Source organism: Serratia fonticola (assembly GCF_001006005.1).
GTDB classification, from domain to species: Bacteria; Pseudomonadota; Gammaproteobacteria; order Enterobacterales; family Enterobacteriaceae; genus Chania; species Chania fonticola.
Genome location: NZ_CP011254.1, coordinates 394,126 through 410,647, shown reverse-complemented (window position 1 = coordinate 410,647; position 16,522 = coordinate 394,126). Strand labels below are relative to the sequence as shown.

Annotated in this window: 16 protein-coding genes; 15 read left to right on the top strand and 1 reads right to left on the bottom strand. The window is 54.1% G+C overall.

Annotated elements, in window-relative coordinates; translation table 11 throughout:
• Nucleotides 1-59: 59 nt before the first annotated feature.
• Nucleotides 60-854 (bottom strand): type I methionyl aminopeptidase, encoded by a 795-nt coding sequence (gene map / locus WN53_RS01750; RefSeq protein WP_021179907.1) that lies wholly within the window; start codon nt 852-854, stop codon nt 60-62.
• Between the two features lie 359 nt (nt 855-1,213).
• On the opposite strand from map, the gene rpsB reads away from it, so the two are divergent.
• From rpsB to rnhB, 15 genes are all read left to right on the top strand, one after another.
• The gene (rpsB, locus tag WN53_RS01745; protein ID WP_021179908.1) at nt 1,214-1,939 is read left to right on the top strand and encodes a 30S ribosomal protein S2; all 726 of its coding nucleotides are present in this window, start codon (nt 1,214-1,216) and stop codon (nt 1,937-1,939) included.
• A gap of 117 nt (nt 1,940-2,056) precedes the next feature.
• A complete protein-coding gene (gene tsf, locus WN53_RS01740; RefSeq protein ID WP_024484315.1) occupies nt 2,057-2,911 on the top strand; it encodes a translation elongation factor Ts in 855 nt (284 codons plus the stop codon).
• 134 nt (nt 2,912-3,045) lie between these two features.
• Nucleotides 3,046-3,771 carry a UMP kinase gene (pyrH, locus tag WN53_RS01735; RefSeq protein WP_021179910.1) on the top strand — a complete coding sequence of 242 codons (726 nt, stop codon included), beginning with the start codon at nt 3,046-3,048 and terminating at the stop codon, nt 3,769-3,771.
• Nucleotides 3,772-3,897: 126 nt separating this feature from the next.
• Nucleotides 3,898-4,455 carry a ribosome recycling factor gene (gene frr, locus WN53_RS01730; protein WP_024484316.1) on the top strand — a complete coding sequence of 186 codons (558 nt, stop codon included), beginning with the start codon at nt 3,898-3,900 and terminating at the stop codon, nt 4,453-4,455.
• A gap of 158 nt (nt 4,456-4,613) precedes the next feature.
• Nucleotides 4,614-5,810, top strand: a complete 1,197-nt coding sequence (ispC, locus tag WN53_RS01725) for a 1-deoxy-D-xylulose-5-phosphate reductoisomerase (protein WP_024484317.1) — start codon at nt 4,614-4,616, stop codon at nt 5,808-5,810.
• 370 nt (nt 5,811-6,180) lie between these two features.
• Nucleotides 6,181-6,939, top strand: a complete 759-nt coding sequence (ispU, locus tag WN53_RS01720) for a (2E,6E)-farnesyl-diphosphate-specific ditrans,polycis-undecaprenyl-diphosphate synthase (protein ID WP_021179913.1) — start codon at nt 6,181-6,183, stop codon at nt 6,937-6,939.
• Between the two features lie 9 nt (nt 6,940-6,948).
• Nucleotides 6,949-7,797 carry a phosphatidate cytidylyltransferase gene (cdsA, locus tag WN53_RS01715; protein WP_021179914.1) on the top strand — a complete coding sequence of 283 codons (849 nt, stop codon included), beginning with the start codon at nt 6,949-6,951 and terminating at the stop codon, nt 7,795-7,797.
• A gap of 32 nt (nt 7,798-7,829) precedes the next feature.
• Nucleotides 7,830-9,185: a sigma E protease regulator RseP gene (gene rseP, locus WN53_RS01710; RefSeq protein WP_024484318.1), complete on the top strand. Its 1,356-nt coding sequence runs from the start codon at nt 7,830-7,832 to the stop codon at nt 9,183-9,185.
• Nucleotides 9,186-9,220: 35 nt separating this feature from the next.
• Nucleotides 9,221-11,644, top strand: a complete 2,424-nt coding sequence (gene bamA / locus WN53_RS01705; RefSeq protein WP_024484319.1) for an outer membrane protein assembly factor BamA — start codon at nt 9,221-9,223, stop codon at nt 11,642-11,644.
• Nucleotides 11,645-11,807: 163 nt separating this feature from the next.
• Nucleotides 11,808-12,305 (top strand): molecular chaperone Skp, encoded by a 498-nt coding sequence (gene skp, locus WN53_RS01700; protein ID WP_024484320.1) that lies wholly within the window; start codon nt 11,808-11,810, stop codon nt 12,303-12,305.
• A gap of 4 nt (nt 12,306-12,309) precedes the next feature.
• On the top strand, nt 12,310-13,332 hold the full coding sequence (gene lpxD, locus WN53_RS01695) for a UDP-3-O-(3-hydroxymyristoyl)glucosamine N-acyltransferase (RefSeq protein WP_024484321.1): 1,023 nt from the start codon (nt 12,310-12,312) through the stop codon (nt 13,330-13,332).
• Nucleotides 13,333-13,493: 161 nt separating this feature from the next.
• Complete coding sequence (gene fabZ / locus WN53_RS01690) at nt 13,494-13,949, top strand: 3-hydroxyacyl-ACP dehydratase FabZ (RefSeq protein ID WP_021179919.1); 456 nt, start codon at nt 13,494-13,496, stop codon at nt 13,947-13,949.
• A 3-nt stretch (nt 13,950-13,952) separates the two neighbouring features.
• Nucleotides 13,953-14,741: an acyl-ACP--UDP-N-acetylglucosamine O-acyltransferase gene (gene lpxA / locus WN53_RS01685; RefSeq protein WP_024484322.1), complete on the top strand. Its 789-nt coding sequence runs from the start codon at nt 13,953-13,955 to the stop codon at nt 14,739-14,741.
• Nucleotides 14,742-14,744: 3 nt separating this feature from the next.
• Nucleotides 14,745-15,893: a lipid-A-disaccharide synthase gene (lpxB, locus tag WN53_RS01680; protein ID WP_024484323.1), complete on the top strand. Its 1,149-nt coding sequence runs from the start codon at nt 14,745-14,747 to the stop codon at nt 15,891-15,893.
• Nucleotides 15,890-16,498: a ribonuclease HII gene (rnhB, locus tag WN53_RS01675; RefSeq protein WP_024484324.1), complete on the top strand. Its 609-nt coding sequence runs from the start codon at nt 15,890-15,892 to the stop codon at nt 16,496-16,498. The genes lpxB and rnhB overlap by 4 nt, the downstream gene beginning before the upstream one ends.
• The last annotated feature ends 24 nt before the right edge of the window (nt 16,499-16,522 follow it).

The following is a 16,522-nucleotide window of genomic DNA, read 5'->3' as shown; positions in this document are numbered from 1 at the left end:
TTTCGCCGCCCATAAAAAAAGCCGGCATAGGCCGGCTTGTCACAAGAACCCTGTGGTTCTTACATCTCGTGCGTAATGATGTTGGGGATGGTGTCATCCTTGCGCAACGTCATTATCTCGCAGCCGTTATCAGTCACCACAATAGTATGCTCATACTGTGCCGACAAGCTGCGATCTTTGGTTTTCACCGTCCAGCCGTCTTTCATGGTGCGGATGCGGTAATCACCGGCGTTGACCATGGGCTCAATGGTGAAGGCCATACCGGCCTGCAGCACCACGCCGCCGTCATCGGCATCGTAATGCAGTACCTGCGGCTCTTCGTGGAAACCTTCGCCGATGCCGTGGCCGCAATATTCGCGCACTACGGAGAACTTCTCTGCTTCAACAAACTGCTGGATGGCTTTACCCAGAGTGCGCAGGCGGATACCCGGCTTGACCATCTTCAACGCCAGATACAGGCTTTCCTGGGTGATGCGGCACAGGCGTTCGCCCAGAATGGTCGGTTTACCGACGATGAACATCTTGGAGGTGTCGCCGTGGAAGCCGTCTTTGATTACGGTCACGTCGATATTGACGATATCCCCGTCTTTCAGCACCTTGTCGTCACTTGGGATGCCGTGGCACACCACTTCGTTCACCGAGATACAGACCGATTTTGGGAAGCCGTGGTAGCCCAGGCAGGCCGAGATCGCCTGCTGTTCATTGGTGATATGCTCGTGACAGATCCTGTCCAGCTCGCCGGTGGTGACGCCGGGTTTAACGTGGGGCTCGATGATTTCCAGCACTTCTGCGGCCAGGCGGCCCGCAACGCGCATCTTTTGAATGTCATCAGGTGTTTTAATTGAAATTGCCATGAAAGTTAGTCCGCAGGTGTCGTTATGGTCGACAAGGTAGAAAGATAAGGCATTGAGTTATGGTATCAGCCCGGCTTGAGGCTGCCAAATTTCATTTGTGAAGGGCCAGGCCAACTGCAACAAAAGTTGGTGTCTGGGGCGGGTTTATGGTATAAAGCGCGCCGGCAGATCCGCATTCGGCCTTAAGTGCCAATGAGGAAATGACCGAAGTAGTTCAACTGCACTCACATTGTGTAAATAACACACACGTATCGACACATCCGCCGGGGTGCCTTGAGATGACTCACGTCATTGTCCGGGTCGGCGTTATGGGATACGTGGAGGCATAACCCCAATCAACTCTAATAGAGGTTTTAATCATGGCAACTGTTTCCATGCGCGACATGCTCCAGGCTGGTGTACACTTTGGTCACCAGACCCGTTACTGGAACCCGAAGATGAAGCCTTTCATCTTCGGCGCACGTAACAAGGTTCACATCATCAACCTGGAAAAAACCGTACCAATGGCCAACCTGGCTTTGGCTGAACTGACCAAGATCTCTTCCCGTAAAGGTAAGATCCTGTTCGTTGGTACCAAGCGCGCAGCAAGCGAAGCGGTAAAAGAATATGCTAACGGCTGCGATCAGTTCTTCGTGAACCATCGCTGGTTGGGCGGCATGCTGACTAACTGGAAAACCGTTCGTCAGTCAATCAAACGTTTGAAAGATCTGGAAATCCAGTCCCAAGACGGCACCTTCGACAAGCTGACCAAGAAAGAAGCGCTGATGCGCACTCGTGAACTGGCCAAGCTGGAAAACTCCCTGGGTGGTATCAAGGACATGGGTGGTCTGCCAGACGCTCTGTTTGTTATCGATGCCGATCACGAACACATCGCGATCAAAGAAGCCAACAACCTGGGTATCCCGGTATTCTCTATCGTTGATACCAACTCCGATCCAGACGGCGTTGACTTCATCATCCCTGGTAACGACGACGCAATCCGTGCAATCAAATTGTACCTGACCGCCGTTTCTGCCGCCATCCGTGAAGGTCGTTCTCAAGATCTGGCCGTTCAGGCGGAAGAAAGCTTCGTAGAAGCTGAATAATAAGGTCAAGCCCTTATTAACCAGGTATTGAATATGTTGGTTAGGGGGGCCTTTAAGGGCCCCCTTTGCTTATCTGAATGAGAACTATCTCCGAGCGAGATAACCGAGGAAAAAGAAATGGCTGATATTACCGCTGCCCTGGTAAAAGAACTGCGTGAGCGTACCAGCGCAGGTATGATGGATTGCAAAAAAGCGCTGATCGAATCTAACGGCGACATCGAGCTGGCAATCGAGAACATGCGTAAATCTGGCGCGATCAAAGCGGCGAAAAAAGCAGGCAACGTAGCTGCTGACGGCGTGATCAAAACCAAGATCGAAGGCAACTTCGGCATGATCGTGGAAGTTAACTGCCAGACCGACTTCGTTGCTAAAGACGGCGGTTTCCAGGCTTTCGCTGACAAAGTGTTGGATGCGGCTTTTGCTGGCAAAATCACTGACGTTGACGTGCTGAAAGCGCAGTTCGAAGAAGAGCGCGTTGCGCTGGTGGCAAAAATCGGTGAGAACATCAACATTCGCCGCATTGCTTCCCTGGAAGGCGACGTGTTGGGTAGCTACCTGCACGGTGCTCGCATCGGTGTTCTGGTTGCCGCTACCAAAGGCGCGGATGAAGAGCTGGTTAAGCAGCTGGCAATGCACGTTGCCGCTAGCAAGCCTGAATTCGTCAAGCCTGAAGACGTGTCTGCTGAAGTGGTAGAGAAAGAGTACCAAGTTCAGTTGGACATCGCCATGCAGTCTGGCAAGCCGAAAGAAATCGCAGAGAAGATGGTTGAAGGCCGCATGAAGAAATTCACCGGCGAAGTCTCTCTGACCGGTCAGCCTTTCGTGATCGAACCAAGCAAGAGCGTTGCTCAGGTGCTGAAAGAGCACAACACTGACGTAACCAATTTCATCCGCTTTGAAGTGGGTGAAGGCATCGAGAAAGTTGAAGCTGACTTTGCTGCTGAAGTTGCAGCAATGAGCAAACAGTCTTAATGCTGTTAATGGAGCCGCCGCGAGGCGGCTCCATTTTATCCAGCCAGAGAAACGCCGATGGTGGGCCCCGCGTGCCCAGGCTAATCGGTTGAAAACCCCAATACTATTACTACTGCTTCTTAGGACAGAACACCATGGCAACCAATGCAAAACCCGTTTATCAGCGTATCCTGCTCAAACTGAGTGGTGAAGCCCTGCAAGGTGCAGAAGGCTTTGGGATCGACGCTAGCGTTTTGGATCGCATGGCTCAGGAAGTAAAAGAGCTGGTCGAGCTGGGCATCCAGGTCGGTGTAGTTATTGGCGGTGGCAATCTTTTCCGTGGTGCAGGTCTGGCACAAGCCGGCATGAACCGCGTAGTGGGCGACCACATGGGAATGCTGGCTACCGTGATGAACGGCCTGGCTATGCGTGATGCACTGCACCGTGCCTATGTGAACGCCCGCCTGATGTCTGCCATTCCGTTGAATGGCGTATGTGACAACTACAGCTGGGCAGAGGCGATCAGCCTGCTGCGTAACAACCGCGTGGTGATTTTCTCCGCCGGTACGGGTAACCCGTTCTTTACCACGGATTCTGCGGCCTGCCTGCGCGGCATCGAAATTGAAGCTGATGTGGTATTGAAAGCGACTAAAGTGGATGGTGTATACTCCGCTGACCCGGTGAAAAACCCGGACGCAACGCTGTACGAACAGATCACCTACCAGGACGTGTTGGAGCGTGAGTTAAAAGTGATGGATCTGGCGGCGTTTACGCTGGCCCGCGATCATGGCTTGCCGATCCGCGTATTCAACATGAACAAGCCGGGCGCACTGCGTCGCGTGGTGATGGGTGAGAACGAAGGTACTCTGATCACCAAATAACGGCTGTTTGGCCAAATTTCGCAGGAGCGGGTAACGCCAGGCGTTGTGTGCTTCTGATAAGTAAAATTCACGGGCTATACTTTTCAGTACAGCCTGCCAAGTAACCAGCTTCCAAGGGTTCGCAACGTGATTAATGAAATCAGAAAAGATGCTGATTCACGCATGGAAAAAAGCGTCGAAGCATTCAAAAACCAAATCAGCAAGATCCGTACTGGCCGTGCTTCTCCAAGCATCCTGGACGGCATCATGGTGGAATACTACGGTGCAGCAACGCCGCTGCGCCAACTGGCCAACGTCACGGTAGAAGATTCCCGTACGCTGGCGATCAACCTGTTTGACCGTTCTCTGGGGTCGGCGGTAGAAAAAGCCATTATGTCTTCCGATCTGGGCCTGAACCCAAGCTCGGCTGGCACCGTGATCCGCGTTCCGCTTCCTCCACTGACGGAAGAGCGCCGTAAGGATCTGATCAAGGTCGTACGTGGCGAAGCCGAGCAGGGCCGTGTGGCCGTGCGTAACGTGCGCCGCGATGCCAACGATAAAGTGAAGGCACTGCTGAAAGACAAAGAAATCAGCGAAGATGAAGATCGCCGTTCACAAGACGACATCCAGAAAATGACCGATGCCTACATCAAACTGCTTGATGCGGCATTGGCCGATAAAGAAAAAGAACTGATGGATTTCTAATCTCCATCGCCTTGAAATAGAGCGTCGCCTTGGCGGCGCTTTATTTTTTGTGGTGCAGATCTCGTTTTATCGTACGCACAAAGCGTAAACCAGCCGTGATGCAAGTTACACTGTGGTGTACTTCCGATCTCATCACGCAGTAGATTCAGAGCGATCTCATGAAGCAACTGACAATTCTGGGTTCCACCGGTTCCGTGGGCACCAGCACCCTGGCCGTGGTCAGGGAAAATCCCGACCTTTTCGCGATCAAGGCACTGGTAGCTGGCCGTAATGTGGCGGTCATGGCGCAGCAGTGCATAGAGTTCCGCCCGAGCTATGCGGCAATGGCCGATGAGCAGGCCGCCAATGAGTTACGCGCCGTGCTGGCAGAAAACGGTGTGAAAACCGACGTGTTGGCAGGTGAAAAGGCAGCCTGCGAGCTGGCCGCATTAGACGATGTCGACCAGGTGACGGCCGCCATTGTCGGGGCCGCTGGGCTGTTGCCCACCCTGGCCGCTATTCGTGCCGGTAAGCAGGTGCTGCTGGCGAACAAAGAGTCTCTGGTCACCTGTGGCCGCTTGTTTATGGACGCGGTGCAAAAGAGCCAGGCACAGCTGCTGCCGTTGGACAGCGAGCACAACGCTATCTTCCAGAGCCTGCCAGAAAGCATCCAACGCCAACTGGGGTATAGCTCGCTGGAAGCCCACGGCGTTTCGCGCATCGTGCTGACCGGTTCCGGTGGCCCGTTCCGTACTACGCCGATGGAACAGTTCGCCACTATGACGCCGGATCAGGCCTGTGCGCATCCCAACTGGTCGATGGGGCGCAAAATCTCGGTAGATTCCGCCACCATGATGAACAAGGGGCTGGAGTATATCGAGGCTCGCTGGCTGTTCAACGCCTCGGCAGAGCAGATGGAAGTGATCCTCCACCCGCAGTCGGTGATCCACTCCATGGTGCGCTATGCCGATGGTAGCGTGCTGGCCCAACTGGGTACGCCGGATATGCGCACGCCTATCGCCCATGCCATGGCTTATCCGCAGAGGGTCCACTCCGGGGTGGCAGCGCTCGATTTCTGCCGTATCGGGGCGCTGACCTTCTCTGAGCCGGAACGTGAGCGCTATCCTTGCCTGTATTTGGCGATCGAAGCCTTCGACGCAGGCCAGGCGGCGACTACCGCACTCAACGCGGCCAATGAAATTGCCGTAGCGGCATTTTTGCAGCAACAAATTCGTTTTACTGATATTTCAGCCGTGAACCAAAAGGTTGTTGAATGTATGGCGCTAGCGGAGCCCACCAGCATTGAGATGGTGCTGGAGATCGATCGTCAGGCGCGTGAGGTGGCTGGCGGTCTGGTTCGTAACCTGCGGGTTTAATCACTTGAGCGGGTTATACCGTGGGTAAATTCGGCTCTGCTACATTGTCTGAATTTGCTGGTAAACTCGCCAGGCCGCCGTGTGGCCGTTTGTTCAGGCTTCACGGAGGTGTTATAGTCTGCGCCATAATCACCGGTTATACCGTTGAATAATGGCCGGATTGGCAGCCCTTTTTACCTGACAAACGCGGCCAATAGGGCAGTGCCAAGCCAGAAGACGGGGAAAACTTACGCCAATCTTTGCCGGGAGCTCCTTGGGGCATCAGGCAGGCAGACTGAAAAGCTGTGTCAGGCACACGGCTTTTTTTGCGCGTAAGGTCCGATATTCCGGCAAGGCTGTGGTGTTTCTACCGAGGAAATAAGTACGAGTTATGTCGTCCGCAAACCAACAAGAAGCTAATCTTTCTGCTCATGGGCCACGTCATGTCGCGATAATTATGGACGGCAATGGGCGTTGGGCTAAACGCCAGGGCAAGTTACGTGTCTTCGGTCATAAAGCAGGGGTGAAATCGGTACGCCGTGCGGTCAGTTTTGCCGCCAGTCACCATTTAGATGCACTCACGCTTTATGCCTTCAGCAGCGAAAACTGGAACCGCCCGGCGCAGGAAGTCTCCGCGTTGATGGAGCTTTTTGTCCGCGCACTGGACAGCGAAGTAAAAAGCCTGCATAAACATAATGTCAGGTTGCGTGTGATCGGCGATGTCAGCCGGTTCAGCGCACGTTTGCAAGAGCGTATCCGCCGCTCGGAGCAACTGACAGAAAATAACGATGGCCTGACGCTTAACGTTGCCGCCAATTACGGTGGTCGTTGGGATATTATTCAGGGAGTGAAGGATCTGGCCGAGCAAGTGCAGCAAGGTACGCTGTGCGTAGATCAGATCAGCGAAGAGTTACTGGGCGAGCGCGTCTGTATGAGCGATCTGTCTCCGGTGGATCTGGTGATCCGTACCGGTGGCGAACATCGCATCAGTAACTTTTTGTTGTGGCAAATTGCTTACGCCGAGCTTTACTTTACTGATGTACTCTGGCCAGATTTTGATGAACTTGTCTTTGAAGGTGCGCTGAATGCATTTGCACAACGCGAGCGTCGCTTCGGAGGAACAACACCTATCGACGCCAATGCGTCCTAGGGGGAACTTTTGCTGAAGTCTCGCATCATAACGGCTCTGATTTTAATTCCGATTGTTATCGCAGCGCTGTTCTTGCTGCCGCCGATGGGCTTTGCCCTGGTAACACTCGCTGTGTGCATGTTAGCCGCCTGGGAGTGGGGGCAGTTGGCTGGCTTTGCTGCCCGCCCCCAACGTATCTGGTTGGCGATATTGTGCGGTTTCCTATTGGCGCTGATGATGCTCAGCGTGCCTGCCTACCATCAGTCTGTTCACCAATTGCAGATCGCTGGCCCGCTGTGGTTATCGCTGGGATGGTGGCTGGTGGCTCTGCTTCTGGTGCTGTTCTATCCAGGCTCGGCGGCGCTGTGGCGTAATTCGCGCACCTTGCGGCTGGTCTTTGGCCTGTTGACCATCGTGCCGTTTTTCTGGGGCATGCTGGCACTGCGTCAGTTCGGCTATGAAGAGAATCATTTTACCGGTGCCTGGTGGTTGCTGTACGTTATGCTGCTGGTCTGGGGCGCAGATTCTGGCGCCTACATGTTCGGCAAGCTGTTTGGCAAACACAAGCTGGCCCCGAAGGTCTCCCCGGGCAAAACCTGGGAAGGGCTGGTCGGCGGGCTTGTCACGTCTGCCGTGATTTCGTGGCTGTTTGGCCGCTATGCGCCGCTAAACGTGGTGCCTATGACCCTATTGGTCTGTTCGGTGATTGCGGCCCTGGCTTCGGTGTTGGGCGATCTGACGGAAAGCATGTTCAAACGTGAAGCCGGTATCAAGGACAGTGGTCATCTGATCCCGGGGCACGGCGGCATTCTGGATCGTATCGATAGCCTGACCGCAGCGGTACCGGTATTTGCCTGCTTGATGCTGTTAGTGTTTTAATCCGTCATCGGCGGGGGGAGTAAAGGGATTCTATGGTCAGCGTACTCTGGAACTTGGTCGCGTTTATTATCGCTCTGGGTATATTGATCACCGTGCATGAGTTCGGGCACTTTTGGGTGGCCCGCCGCTGTGGCGTCCGTGTGGAGCGTTTCTCTATCGGCTTTGGCCGTGCACTATGGCGCCGCACCGATCGTCAGGGCACCGAATATGTCGTCGCCATGATCCCCCTTGGCGGCTATGTCAAAATGCTCGATGAGCGCGTCGAAACGGTAGCTCCCGAGCTACGTCATGAGGCGTTCAACAATAAAACCGTCTGGCAGCGCGCGGCGATTGTCAGCGCGGGCCCCATTGCCAATTTCCTGTTTGCCATTCTTGCCTATTGGATCGTCTTTATCATCGGCGTGCCGAGTTACCGCCCGGTCATCGGTGAAATTACTCCGCAATCCATTGCCGCCCATGCCGAAATTTCTCCGGGAATGGAACTTAAGTCCGTTGACGGTATCGAAACGCCTGATTGGGAATCTGTTCGTCTGGCGTTGGTGACCAAAATCGGTGATACGCAAACCGAGGTGGAAATTGCCCCGTTTGGTTCTTCACAAAAGGTGAGCAAGACCCTGGATTTGCGCCACTGGAGCTTTGAGCCGGACAAAGAAGATCCCGTGCGTTCTCTAGGCATGATCCCGCGTGGCCCGCAGATTGAATCCGTGCTGGCAGAAGTCCAGTCCGGGTCAGCTGCGCAAAAGGCAGGTTTACAAGCGGGGGACAGGATCGTTAAAGTCGATGGTCAGCCACTTGGCCGTTGGGTTACGTTGGTTAAACGTATCCACAACGCACCGGGGCAACCGCTGGTTTTAGAGATAGAAAGAAACGGCGCCCCCTTGTCTTTAACGCTGATACCAGATACAAAGCCGGTGGGAAAAGACAAAGCGGTGGGGTTTGCCGGGATTATACCTAAAGTTATCCCTCTGCCGGATGAGTACAAGACCATCCGTCAATATGGGCCGTTCTCTGCGCTGTATCAGGCGGGGGACAAAACCTGGCAGCTGATGCACCTTACGGTCAGCATGATAGGTAAATTGATTACCGGTGATGTGAAGCTGAACAACCTGAGTGGCCCGATTTCCATTGCACAGGGAGCAGGGGCATCAGCAGAGGTGGGTTTTGTGTATTATATGATGTTTCTGGCGTTGATTAGCGTCAACTTAGGGATCATCAACCTCTTCCCATTACCGGTATTAGATGGTGGGCATCTCCTCTTCCTGGCGATAGAAAAGCTGAAGGGGGGGCCAGTTTCTGAGCGAGTACAGGACTACAGCTACCGCATTGGTTCGATCTTGTTGGTACTGCTGATGGGTCTTGCACTTTTCAATGATTTTTCTCGTCTTTAGGGGCGGGGACAGGTTAGGAAGAACGCATAACAACGATGGCGATGAAAAAGTTGCTCATAGCGTCGCTGCTGTTTGGCAGCGCCACCGTATACGGTGCAGACGGGTTCGTAGTGAAGGATATTCATTTCGAAGGCCTGCAACGAGTCGCCGTCGGTGCGGCGTTACTCAACATGCCGGTTCGCGTAGGCGATACCGTCTCTGATGATGATATCGGTAATACCATCCGTGCCTTGTTTGCCACTGGCAACTTCGAGGACGTTCGCGTACTGCGCGATGGTGATACGCTGATTGTTCAGGTTAAGGAACGCCCTACCATTGCCAGCATCACTTTCTCCGGTAACAAATCGGTGAAAGATGACATGCTCAAGCAAAACCTGGAAGCCTCTGGCGTCCGGGTTGGTGAAGCACTCGACCGCACCACCTTATCCAGCATTGAAAAAGGGTTGGAAGACTTCTACTACAGCGTCGGTAAATACAGTGCCTCGGTGAAAGCCGTTGTCACGCCGTTGCCGCGTAACCGTGTTGACCTTAAACTGGTGTTCACGGAAGGGGTTTCCGCCAAGATTCAACAAATCAACATTGTCGGCAACCAGGCCTTCACCAACGATGAGCTGATCGCGCACTTCCAGTTGCGTGATGACGTGCCGTGGTGGAACGTAGTGGCCGATCGCAAATACCAGAAGCAAAAGCTGGCGGGGGACCTTGAGAGCCTGCGCAGCTTCTATCTGGATCGCGGCTATGCCCGTTTCAATATCGATTCGACGCAGGTCAGCCTGACGCCAGACAAAAAAGGCATCTATATCACCGTTAACATCACCGAAGGCGAGCAGTACAAGCTTTCCGGCGTGGTGGTGAATGGCAACCTGGCCGGTCATTCGGCAGAAGTGGCCCAGTTGACCAAGATTGAGCCGGGTGAGCTGTTTAACGGCACCAAAGTGACCAAAATGGAAGATAACATCAAGAAGATGTTTGGCCGTTATGGTTACGCCTATCCTCGCGTACAGACTCAACCTGAAATCAACGACGCGGATAAAACCGTGAAGCTGAACGTCAACATCGATGCGGGTAACCGTTTCTATGTGCGTCGTATCAAGTTCGAAGGCAACGACACCAGTAAAGATTCCGTTCTGCGTCGCGAAATGCGCCAGATGGAAGGGGCATGGCTGGGTAACGATCAGGTCGAGCAGGGTAAAGAACGTCTGAACCGTCTGGGCTACTTCGAGACGGTCGATGTTGAAACCCAGCGTGTCCCTGGCTCTGCCGATCAGGTTGATATCACCTATAAGGTGAAAGAACGTAACACCGGGACGCTGAACTTTGGTGTGGGTTACGGTACCGAAAGTGGCGTCAGCTTCCAGGCGGGTGTACAGCAGGATAACTGGCTGGGCACGGGCTACTCTGTTGGCATCAGCGGCACCAAGAACGACTACCAGACCTATACCGAGCTGTCGGTGACCAACCCGTACTTCACCGTTGACGGTGTGAGTCTGGGCGGCCGTATCTTCTATAACGACTTTAAAGCGGATAACGCCGATCTGTCCGACTATACCAACAGCAGTTACGGTATTGACGGCACGCTGGGCTTCCCGATCAACGAGAACAACTCGCTGCGCGCTGGCCTGGGTTACGTCCATAACTCCCTGTCAGAAATGCAGCCTCAGATCGCCATGTGGCGCTATCTGAACTCGATGGGGCAGGATCCTAACCTGATCGATCGTGCCAGCTTTACAGCCGATGACTTCACGCTCAACCTGGGCTGGACCTATAATAATCTGGACCGTGGCTACTTCCCTACCCAGGGTAACCGCACTACGTTCAACACCAAGGTGACCGTGCCGGGTTCCGACAACTCATACTACAAGATGACGTTGGACACCGCGCAGTATATGCCGCTTAACGATGACAAGACCTGGGTGTTGCTGGGTCGTGGCCGTCTAGGCTATGCCGATGGGTTGGGCGGTAAAGAAATGCCGTTCTATGAAAACTTCTATGCGGGTGGTTCAAGTACCGTACGTGGCTTCCAGTCCAACACCATTGGTCCAAAAGCCGTGTACTACAACTCCAACTCGTATTCTTGCCAGTACGCGCCGGGAACGACTACCTCTCAGCCGATTTGTAGCTCGAACGATGCGGTGGGCGGTAACGCCATGGCCGTGGCAAGTATGGAATTGATCACGCCTACGCCGTTCCTCAGCGAGAAATACGCCAACTCGGTGCGTACTTCGCTGTTTATCGATGCCGGTACCGTGTGGGATACCCACTGGGAAAACACCGATCAGACGCTGATGTACGGGGTGCCAGACTACAGCAAAGCGAGCAACATTCGCGTGTCTGCCGGTCTTGCGCTGCAGTGGATGTCTCCACTGGGGCCGTTGGTCTTCTCCTATGCGGATCCGATCAAGAAATACGACGGCGACAGGTCGGAGCAGTTCCAGTTTAACATCGGTAAAACCTGGTAATAACCGGTTTCACCCGTGGGCATAGCGGTACAAGAATCGCAAATGCCAGGCTTAAACAAGCTCATAGCGAGAGAAATCTCATTGTGTAATGTGATAAGTCTGGCAGATTGTGTACTTTCAAAAGTGTCATGTGACACAAATGGGTGATGGTAAGGAGTTTATAGTGAAAAAGTGGTTATGTGCCGCAGGCCTCGGTTTAGCAATGGCTGCTTCTGCAGGCGTTCAGGCAGCTGACAAGATTGCTGTTGTTAACGTTTCTAGCATTTTCCAACAGTTGCCAGCTCGTGAAACCGTAGCCAAGCAATTGGAAAGCGAATTCAAAGGCCGCGCAGGCGAACTCCAGAACATGGAACGCGATCTGCAAACCAAAATGCAGAAACTGCAGCGTGATGGTTCTACCATGAAAGCCAGCGATCGCACCAAGATGGAAAAAGACGTGATGGCTCAGCGTGAGAAGTTCTCTCAGAAAGCGCAGGCTTTCGAGCAGGACAATCGTCGTCGCCAGATGGAAGAGCGTAACAAGATCCTGAGCCGTATTCAGGATGCTGTGAAAGCCGTTGCCAGCAAAGAAGGCTATGACGTCGTGATCGACGCTAACGCAGTTGCTTATGCAGGCTCTTCAAAAGATATTACTGCAGACGTGCTGAAACAGGTTAAATAACGCCATGCCTTCAATTCGACTGGCTGATTTAGCGCAGCAGTTGGATGCACAATTGCACGGTGATGGCGATCTCGTCATCACCGGCATTGCTTCTATGCATTCCGCACAGCCTGGCCAAATCACGTTTTTGTCAAACAGCCGCTACCAACAGCAGCTGGCTTCCTGCCAGGCGAGTGCCGTGGTACTCACCGAAGCAGACCTACCACACTGCCGTAGCGCAGCGCTGGTAGTTAAAAACCCTTACCTGACCTATGCGCGTATGGCGCAGTTGATGGACACCACGCCAGCACCCGCAGCAGATATCGCGCCAAGCGCGGTGATCTCTCCTGAGGCCAAGCTGGGGCAGAACGTTGCTATTGGGGCGAACGCGGTTATCGAATCCGGTGTTGAACTGGGCGATAACGTGGTCATCGGCCCGGGCTGCTTTATCGGCAAGCAGGCACGCATTGGCGCAGGTACGCGTCTGTGGGCCAACGTGACGATTTATCATGAAGTGGAAATCGGCCAGCACTGCCTGATCCAATCGGGAACGGTAATTGGTGCGGACGGTTTCGGCTACGCCAACGAGCGTGGCAACTGGATCAAGATCCCGCAGCTTGGCACGGTGATTATTGGCGATCGCGTTGAGATTGGTGCCTGTACCACCATTGACCGTGGCGCGTTGGATAACACCCAGATTGGGAATGGTGTTATCATAGATAACCAGTGTCAGATTGCACACAACGTGGTGATTGGCGAGAATACCGCCGTCGCGGGCGGTGTGATCATGGCGGGTAGCCTGAAAATCGGGCGCTATTGCCAAATTGGCGGCGCCAGTGTGATCAATGGTCACATGGAGATTGCTGACCAGGTAGTTGTCACCGGGATGGGAATGGTTATGCGACCAATCACCGAACCTGGGGTATACTCCTCTGGCATTCCGTTACAACCCAACAAAGTTTGGCGTAAAACCGCGGCGTTGGTGATGAATATCGATGAGATTAGCAAGCGCTTGAAAGCTGTCGAACGAAAAGTCGGAAAAGACTAATCACCACGGCCCGGGATGCTGGGTATAAAACGAAACGCGTTGGCAATGATGCCAAAAGCGCAAAGAGTTGTTAATTTGCGGCCTGCCTGATGATCTCCTTTTTGGGGTCAACGCAGGCCGTGTTGTTGATGCCATCAGTTTTTAGAGACAGGAAGAGTATTTTGACTACTGACACTCATACTCTAGATATTGCAGAAATTCTGGAACTGCTTCCTCACCGTTATCCATTCTTGCTGGTTGACCGTGTATTGGATTTCGAAGAGCATAAATATCTGCGTGCAGTGAAGAACGTATCCGTTAATGAGCCGTTTTTCCAGGGGCATTTCCCTGGTAAACCGATTTTTCCAGGCGTGCTGATTTTGGAAGCTATGGCTCAGGCCACGGGTATCCTGGCATTTAAGAGCGTGGGTAAACTGGAACCGGGCGAGCTGTACTATTTCGCCGGTATTGACGAAGCTCGCTTCAAGCGCCCTGTGGTGCCTGGCGATCAGATGATTATGGAAGTCACTTTCGAGAAAACCCGTCGTGGTCTGACCCGCTTTAAAGGCGTGGCGACCGTCGATGGAAAAATTGTCTGCGAAGCAACCATGATGTGTGCCCGCAGCCGGGAGGCATAATCCGTGATTGATAAAACCGCCTTTATCCATCCAAGCGCGATCGTTGAAGAAGGCGCCGTTATCGGCGCTGGTGCGCATATAGGTCCCTTCTGCTACGTCGGCTCCCAGGTGGAAATCGGCGCGGGTACGGTCCTCAAATCGCATGTGGTGGTGAACGGTATCACCAAGATTGGCCGCGATAACGAGATCTATCAGTTTGCCTCTATCGGCGAAGTGAATCAGGATCTCAAATACGCTGGCGAACCGACTCGGGTTGAAGTTGGCGATCGTAACCGCATTCGTGAGAGCGTCACCATTCATCGCGGTACTGCACAGGGAACGGGCCTGACCAAAGTCGGTAATGACAACCTGCTGATGGTCAACGTGCACGTTGCTCATGACTGCGTGGTTGGCAATTCCTGCGTGTTGGCCAACAACGCTACGCTGGCTGGTCATGTGGAGATCGACGATTTCGCCATCATTGGCGGCATGACCGCGATCCACCAATTCTGTGTGATTGGTGCCCATGTGATGGTCGGTGGTTGCTCCGGTGTCGCTCAGGACGTACCGCCTTTTGTCATCGCGCAGGGTAACCACGCGACGCCATTTGGTATCAACGCCGTAGGTCTGAAACGCCGTGGTTTTGATAAGGATCAAATGCAGGCGATCCGTAATGCCTACAAGATCCTCTATCGCAGCGAGAAGACCTTCGACGAGGCTAAAGCAGAGATCGAAACCCTGGCGCAACAGCAGCCAGTGGTACAGCAGTTCCTCGATTTCTTTGCGCGTTCTACCCGTGGGATTATTCGCTGAGTTATGCCAAATCGTCCATTGACTATCGGATTGGTCGCCGGGGAAACCTCCGGTGATATTCTGGGTGCCGGATTAATTCGTGCGCTTAAGACGCACTACCCAAGCGCCCGCTTTGTCGGTGTCGCTGGCCCGCTGATGCAGGCCGAAGGGTGTGAAACCTGGTACGAAATGGAAGAGCTGGCGGTGATGGGCGTGGTAGAGGTGCTTGAGCGTCTGCCACGCCTGTTGAAGATCCGCAAGGATCTGACCCGCCGGTTCAGTGAGCTGAAGCCTGACGTGTTTGTCGGTATCGATGCGCCAGACTTCAACCTCACGCTGGAAGGCCGCCTGAAACAGCGCGGTATCCGCACTATTCACTATGTCAGCCCGTCCGTGTGGGCCTGGCGTCAGAAACGCGTTTTCAAAATAGGTAAAGCGACCGACCTGGTGTTGGCGTTCCTCCCTTTCGAAAAAGCGTTTTACGATCGTTTCAACGTCCCTTGCCGCTTTATCGGTCATACCATGGCCGATGCGATGCCACTGCAGGCGGATAAGCTGGCCGCACGCGCTACGCTGGGCATTGACCCGGGCGCTCGCTGTTTGGCATTGCTACCCGGCAGCCGTAATGCCGAAGTGGAAATGCTCAGTGGTGACTTCCTGCGTACCGCTCAACTGCTACGCGAGCATTATCCCGATCTGGAAGTGGTGGTGCCTTTGGTCAACGCCAAGCGCCGTGAGCAGTTTGAACGCATCAAGGCCGAGGTCGCGCCTGAGCTCAAGGTTCACCTGCTGGATGGCAAAGGGCGTGAGGCGATGGTGGCCAGCGATGCCGCTCTGTTGGCTTCCGGCACCGCAGCGCTGGAATGCATGTTGGCAAAATGCCCGATGGTGGTGGGTTACCGCATGAAGCCATTTACCTTCTGGCTGGCGGAGCGGCTGGTGAAAACCCCGTATGTCTCATTGCCTAACCTGCTGGCGGGGCGTGAAATTGTCACCGAACTGCTGCAACACGATTGTGTACCGGATAAGCTGGCCGCGGCGTTATTGCCGCTGCTGGAAGACAGCCCGCAGGCGGAGCTGTTGAAACAGACCTTCCTTGAACTGCATCAGAGCATTCGCTGTGGTGCCGATGAACAGGCCGCTCAGGCTGTGTTAGAGCTGGCAAAAGCATGATGGAACCCTTTGTTTACCCTGCCGCCCGGCTGTTTGCCGGTGTGGATGAAGTAGGGCGCGGGCCTTTGGTGGGTGCCGTTGTGACCGCTGCGGTGATCCTCGATCCTGCACGGCCGATTGTTGGCCTGGCGGATTCCAAAAAGCTCAGCGAGAAGCGCCGCCTGGCGTTATACGACGAGATCGTGGAAAAGGCGCTGTCCTGGAGCCTGGGGCGTGCTGAGCCGGTCGAGATCGACCAACTGAATATCCTGCATGCCACCATGCTGGCGATGCAGCGCGCGGTTGCGGGTTTGCATATCGCACCGGACATGGTGTTGATTGACGGCAACCGTTGCCCCAAATTGCCGATGCGCTCGTTAGCGGTGGTGAAAGGGGATAGCCGGGTTGCGGAGATCAGTGCCGCGTCAATTCTGGCGAAGGTAACCCGCGATCGCGAAATGACCGAGCTGGATGCGATTTTCCCGGATTATGGCTTTGCCCAACACAAGGGCTATCCCACCGCGTTCCATCTGGAAAAGCTGGCCGTGTTGGGGGCTACCGAGCATCATCGCCGCAGCTTTGCCCCGGTAAGACGGGCGCTGGAGTCTGGCTCGTCAGCTAAGTAACCAAGCCGCATAGTTCACACGATG